This window comes from uncultured Allobosea sp. (assembly GCF_945956895.1).
Lineage (GTDB): Bacteria > Pseudomonadota > Alphaproteobacteria > Rhizobiales > Beijerinckiaceae > Allobosea.
Window position 1 is genome coordinate 1 of record NZ_CAMFJF010000122.1, and the last position, 5,785, is coordinate 5,785.

Annotated in this window: 5 protein-coding genes and 1 pseudogene; 2 read left to right on the plus strand and 4 right to left on the minus strand. The window is 64.2% G+C overall.

The genetic code is table 11. From position 1 onward, the window contains the following. The 4 genes and pseudogenes from Q0Q02_RS22950 to Q0Q02_RS22965 form a co-directional block, all read right to left on the minus strand. Positions 1-211: pseudogene (locus tag Q0Q02_RS22950) on the minus strand (iron ABC transporter substrate-binding protein); the annotation flags it as partial. Positions 212-302: 91 nt separating this feature from the next. Beyond that, a complete protein-coding gene (locus Q0Q02_RS22955; protein WP_293813044.1) occupies positions 303-1,085 on the minus strand; it encodes an inositol monophosphatase family protein in 783 nt (260 codons plus the stop codon). After that, complete coding sequence (gene iolG / locus Q0Q02_RS22960) at positions 1,085-2,095, minus strand: inositol 2-dehydrogenase (RefSeq protein WP_293813046.1); 1,011 nt, start codon at positions 2,093-2,095, stop codon at positions 1,085-1,087. The genes Q0Q02_RS22955 and iolG overlap by 1 nt, the downstream gene beginning before the upstream one ends. A gap of 58 nt (positions 2,096-2,153) precedes the next feature. Beyond that, positions 2,154-2,954, minus strand: coding sequence for an SDR family oxidoreductase (locus Q0Q02_RS22965; protein ID WP_293813048.1), 801 nt, complete (start codon positions 2,952-2,954; stop codon positions 2,154-2,156). A gap of 470 nt (positions 2,955-3,424) precedes the next feature. On the opposite strand from Q0Q02_RS22965, the gene Q0Q02_RS22970 reads away from it, so the two are divergent. Both Q0Q02_RS22970 and Q0Q02_RS22975 read left to right on the plus strand, forming a co-directional pair. Further along, on the plus strand, positions 3,425-5,212 hold the full coding sequence (locus Q0Q02_RS22970) for a peptide ABC transporter substrate-binding protein (protein ID WP_293813049.1): 1,788 nt from the start codon (positions 3,425-3,427) through the stop codon (positions 5,210-5,212). 143 nt (positions 5,213-5,355) lie between these two features. Next, positions 5,356-5,785: ABC transporter permease (locus tag Q0Q02_RS22975; protein WP_293813050.1), on the plus strand; the 430-nt coding region annotated here is incomplete at its 3' end.

A 5,785-nucleotide genomic window follows, 5' to 3' on the forward strand; every position in this document is an offset into this window, starting at 1 on the left:
GCTGGGCATAGATCTCGCCCGCCGACTTGCGGGTCATCGCGACCTTGATGCCGGTTTCCTTCTCGAAGGCGTTCGACATGGCGCGGCACCATTCTTCCTGGACGCCGCAATACATGACGAGCGAGCCCTGAGCGCGGGCAGGCGTAGCGGCGAAGGCCGCCGTGGCGAGCGCGGCGAAAAGCCCCGCCTTGAGCCATGATGTCGTCTTCATAGGAACCTCCCTGTTCGGATCTTTCATTTCTTGTCGCTTGAGACGAAGCTGAGATGAATTTTTGCGAAAGATCAATGGAATAAGACGCTGGCTAAATGATTCCGGTGATCTCCCGCAGGGGCGCCGCGAGGCCCGGCGTGCAGCACAGGATCGGGTTACCCTTGGCGATGCCCTCGCCGGCGAAGAAGTCGTTGATGGAGGCGCCCGCCTCGCTGGCGATGACGATTCCGGCCGCGACGTCCCAGGCATTGATATGCAATTCGGCATAGGCATCGCTTGAGCCATTGGCGACATGGCAGAGGCCGAGCGTGCCGGAGCCGCCCCGCTTCATCGCGGCGCCTGCGGCATAGCCGCGCTCGATCACCTTGAGATAGTTCTGCGCCGGCACGCGGGTCGACCAACCGAGCTCGACCGAAGCGCGGGCAATATCGGCCGCGCCGGAGACCTTGATCGGATCGCCGTTCAGCTTAGCGCCGGCACCGCGCCGCGCAGCATAGACCTCGCCCAGAGCGGGAGCCGCAACGACGCCGATCTCGGGCCTGCGGTTCACCAGGAAGCCGATGGAAATGCACCAGTTGCGGTCGCCATGGGCGAAATTGGCAGTGCCGTCGATCGGATCAAGAATCCAGACCGCATCGGAAGCCTGGCCGCCCCCCTCCTCGCCGATGACGGTGTCGTTCGGGAAAAGCTCCGAGAGGCGGCGGCGCAGGAAGTCCTCGACCTTGCCGTCGGCGACGGTCAGCCAGTCCTGCGCACCCTTCATGGTGATGCCGAGCGACTCGCGCTTGTTGAAATAGCCCAGCGCCAGATGGCTCGCCTCGCTGGCGAGACCCAGCGCCGCATAATAGCGCAGATCGCGCTCCGCCGGGGTCATCACTTCGCTCCCAGATCGACGCGGACGGGCTTGCCGGTCTGGGCGGATTCGGTCGCGGCATCGGCGAGGATCTGCGCCTTCAGGCCATCGAGCCCGGTCGGGGACGGCGCGGCCTTGCCGTTGCAGGCAGCGATGAAGGCGTCGAGCTCGGCACGATAGGCCGCGGCATAGCGCTCGAGGAAGAAATTCTGCACGGGATCGGCGCGGAAGCCCTGCCCCGTCGCGACCTCGACAGTCGTCTCGTGGATATTGCCGGCACGCAGCATGCCCTTCGAGCCGTGCACCTCGATGCGCTGGTCGTAGCCATAGGTGGCGCGGCGCGAATTCGAGATCTGGGCGATGCGGCCCGAAGCCGTCTTCATGATCACGGCCGCGGTATCGACATCGCCGGCCTCGCCGATCGCCTTGTCGACGAGCGCGGAGCCGAGGGCGAAGACCTCGACCGGCTCCTCGGCGAGCAGGAAGCGCGCCATGTCGAAATCATGGATCATCATGTCGCGGAAGAGCCCGCCGGAGCGCTTGACGTAATCGACCGGCGGCGGCGAGGGATCGCGCGAGATCACAGTGACGATCTCGATCGCGCCGGCTTCGCCTGCACGCAGACGCTTCTCCAGCGCGGCGAAATTCGGATCGAAGCGGCGGTTGAAGCCGATCATCAGCGGCTTGCCGGACTTCTCGACCGTCGCGAGGCAGCGGCGGATGCGGGCGGCGTCGAGATCGACCGGCTTCTCGCAGAACACCGCCTTGCCGGCGGAAACCGCCTGCTCGATCAGGTCGGCATGGGTGTCGGTCGGCGTGCAGATCAAAACCGCGTCGATCGCGGCATCGGCGAGGATCGCCTCGGTTGTCGCAGCCTTCGCGCCGGTCGCGGCAGCGAGCGAGGCGGCAGCCTCCGGCATCGCGTCGGTGACAGCGACGAGCTCGGCATCGCCGCGCGCCGCGACGTTCAGCCCATGGATGCGCCCGATGCGGCCGGCGCCCAGCAATCCGATCTTCATGGTCTTCGTCATTCCCGTCACGTCTTGTCAGGCTGTCTTGCGGTCAGTGCGCCGCGGTGCAATCCGGCGGCTAGTCGTGCGCGCCGAGAATGGTCTGGTCGAAATCGATATTGGAGCCGGTCATCAGGCCCGACTCGGCCGAGGCGAGATAGGCGACCGCCTTGGCGACCTCGCGCGGATCGATCAGGCGACCAAAGGGCTGCGAGGCATTGGCCTGCTCTAGCCAGCCATCCTGCGCATCGTGGCGCAGCTTCATGATCGCGTCCTCGCCCGGCGTCGCCATCCAGCCGATATTCAGGCCATTGACGCGGATGCGGTGCTTCAGCAGCCCATAGGCCGCATTCTTCGTCAAAGCGGCCAGGGCCGCTTTCGAGACGCTGTAGGCCGAGAGGAAAGGCTGGCCGCCATGGGCCGACATCGACTGGATATTGACGACGGCGCCGGGAATATCCTGCCGGCGCATCAGATCGGCCGCATCCTGAATCAGAAAGAAGGGCGCGCGCAGATTCACCGCCATGATGCGCTCATAGAGCTCAGGCGACGTGTCGAAGATGGTGCCACGATCGGTATCGCCGGCGGCATTCACGAGGATGTCGAGATGGCCGAAGGCCCGCTCGGCTGCCGGCACGACCTGCCGGACCGCGTCGAGATCGGCGAGATCGACCTGGTGGAAACGGGCCTCGCAACCCGCAGTGCGCAGGCTCTCCGCAACCGCCTCGCCGCGCGCCGCATTGCGCCCGGTCAGCAGCAGCCCGCGCGCGCCGCGTTCGGCGAATTCGCGGGCGATCGCTTCGCCCAGCCCCTGGCTGCCGCCGGTGACGATGGCAACCTTGCCGTGAAGATCACGGCCGAACGAACCCGCTTGCGACAAGACCTGCCTCCCAAGGCGAAACGGCAGGAATTTTTTAGACATCCCGCTAGTTGGAATAAACATTCCATTCCTGGCATAGCCGAGTCAAGCCGAGGCGCGCAGCCCTGATCAAAACAGTGCCCGCCACGTTTGCATGCCAGCGACGACGCAGAGGATCCGCCGTGAGGCCACAAGCCACGCCCGATCGGCGCCTGCCGCCTATCCTCCATTTTTTGGAGGCCACCATCGTTCTCAACGAAAAGAAAACTGTCGTCTTCGTCGCTTAATCGGCATAACGTTGCTTCTCTTCGGTAAAAATCGGCGCATTCGTGCAATGATCGCCGTTCGGAAACCCGCCCCTCGCGGCAGACGCGCATCTGCCCTGCGCTGCACAGTTGACGCTTTCGTTGGCACATGCCTTGCTGGGCCATCAACGAGAACACGGTGCGAAGGCGCCGGGGATGATTTTTGTTTTTTAGGTGGAGGCTTCGATGAAAGAACAGGAAATCCGCGGCTTGGTCGCGGATGTGAAGGAAGGCACGCTGTCGCGACGCTCCTTCATGCAGAAAATGGCGGCGGTCGGCATTGCCGCGCCGATCGCAACCCAGATCCTGATCTGGAACGACGTCGCGATGGCGGATGCCACGCTCGAATACAAGCCGACCAAGGCTGGCGGCGGCGGTCCCCTCAAGATCCTGCTCTGGCAGGCTGCGACGCTGCTGAACCCGCATTTCGCCTCGGGCACCAAGGACCAGATCGCTTCGCGCATCTTCTACGAGCCCCTCGCCGGCTGGGACAAGGAAGGCAACCTCATTCCGTGCCTGGCGGCCGAAGTTCCGTCCCGCGCCAATGGCGGCCTCTCGGCCGACGGCCTGAGCGTCACTTGGAAGATCAAGCAGAACGTCAAATGGCATGACGGCAAGCCGCTGACCGCCGACGACGTCGTCTTCACCTGGGAATATGCCAAGGATCCGGCGACCGCCGCCTACACGACCGGCTCCTACAAGGACATCAAGGTCGAGAAGGTCGATGCCCACACCGTCAAGGTGATCTTCCAGCAGCCGACGCCGTTCTGGGCCGACCCCTTCGTCGGCACCGTCGGCCAGATCCTGCCGAAGCACCGCTTCGCCGACTATGTCGGCGCCAAGTCGCGCGAGGCGCCGGACAACCTGAAGCCGGTCGGTACCGGCCCCTACAAGTTCGTCGACTTCAAGCCGGGCGACGTCCTCACCGGCGAGCGCTTCTCCGATTATCACATCAAGAACCAGCCGCATTTCGACACGATCGAGGTCAAGGGTGGCGGTGACGCGGTCTCGGCGGCGCGCGCCGTGCTGCAGACCGGCGAATACGACTATGCCTGGAACCTGCAGGTCGAGGACGAGGTCCTCAAGCGCATGGAGACCGGCGGCCGCGGCAAGATCAGCGCGGTTCCCTCGGGCGATATCGAGTTCATCATCCTGAACACGACCGATCCGTGGACCGAGGTCGATGGCGAGCGCTCGAGCACCAAGACCAAGCACCCGACCCTGTCGGACCCGGCCGTGCGCCAGGCGATCAATCTCCTGATCGACCGCGACTCGGTCCAGAAGTTCATCTATGGCCGCGGCGGCACCTCGACGGCGAGCTTCGTGAACGAGCCCAAGCAGTTCAAGTCGACGAAGCTCAAATACGAGTTCAACATCGACAAGGCCAACAAGGTCCTCGACGACGCCGGCTGGAAGAAGGGCGCCGACGGCATCCGTGAAAAGGACGGCAAGAAGCTCAAATACGTCTACCAGACCTCGATCAACGCCCCGCGCCAGAAGACCCAGGCCATCATCAAGCAGGCCTGCCAGCGCGCCGGCATCGATCTGGAACTGAAGTCGGTGACGGCCTCGGTTTTCTTCTCGTCGGACGTTGCGAACCCCGACACCTACACCAAGCTCTACGTGGACATGGAAATGTACACGACGACGCAGCCGCAGCCCGATCCGGAGCGCTTCCTCAACCAGTTCGTCTCCTGGGAGATCGCCAACAAGGAGAACAAGTGGCTGGGCCGCAACGTCTCGCGCTACTCCGACCCGGCTGCCGACGAGGCCTACAAGGCCGCGCAGAAGGAGCTGGACCCGGCCAAGCGCGCCGCGTTCCTGATCAAGGTCAACGAGATCTTCTGCGAGGCCAACGTCATCCTGCCGCTGCTGTCGCGTACGCGCGTCGCCGCCGCGTTGAACAACCTGTCGCATGATCACAGCGGCTGGGACGTCGACAGCTGGAACATCGCGGCCTGGTATCGTAGCTAACATCCGATTCCCGTCACGGCGGCGCCAGCCGCCATGACGGGATGCCAACGCGCCGGCCCGCCCTGCGGCTTCATCAGCCACAGGACGGGCCGACCGTCATCGACACCAGTTCGCGGCCTTGCCGTGCGTACAGAGACCCATACATGGCGACATATCTCATCAGGCGGCTGCTCATCGCCATTCCAAGTCTACTCGGCATCAGCGTGATCCTGTTCACGATTCTGGCGCTCGCGCCGGGTGATCCGTTCTCGGAAATGGCGACGAACCCGAACGTACCGCCCGAGGTGCGCGAAGCCATCCGCGCCAGCTTCGGTCTCAACGACCCGATCATGGTTCGCTATCTGCGCTGGCTTTCTAACATGGCGCAGGGTGACTGGGGCTTCTCCTTCGCCAGCCGCATCAATGTCGACAAGCTGATCCTGCAGCGGGTTCCCACCACGCTCTTCGTCGTCGGCTCGTCCCAGATCCTGGCCCTGTGCGTCGCGCTGCCGGTCGGCATCTACGCGGCGACGCGGCCCTATTCGATCTTCGACCAGATCGCCAACACGCTCGCCTTCGTCGGCTTCTCGCTGC

Excerpts from the sequence above, each read along its gene's own strand:
- iolG (WP_293813046.1), bottom strand. The coding sequence starts at position 2,095 with ATGACGAAGACCATGAAGATCGGATTGCTGGGCGCCGGCCGCATCGGG.
- Q0Q02_RS22970 (WP_293813049.1), top strand. The coding sequence starts at position 3,425 with ATGAAAGAACAGGAAATCCGCGGCTTGGTCGCGGATGTGAAGGAAGGC.
- Q0Q02_RS22955 (WP_293813044.1), bottom strand. The coding sequence starts at position 1,085 with ATGACCCCGGCGGAGCGCGATCTGCGCTATTATGCGGCGCTGGGTCTC.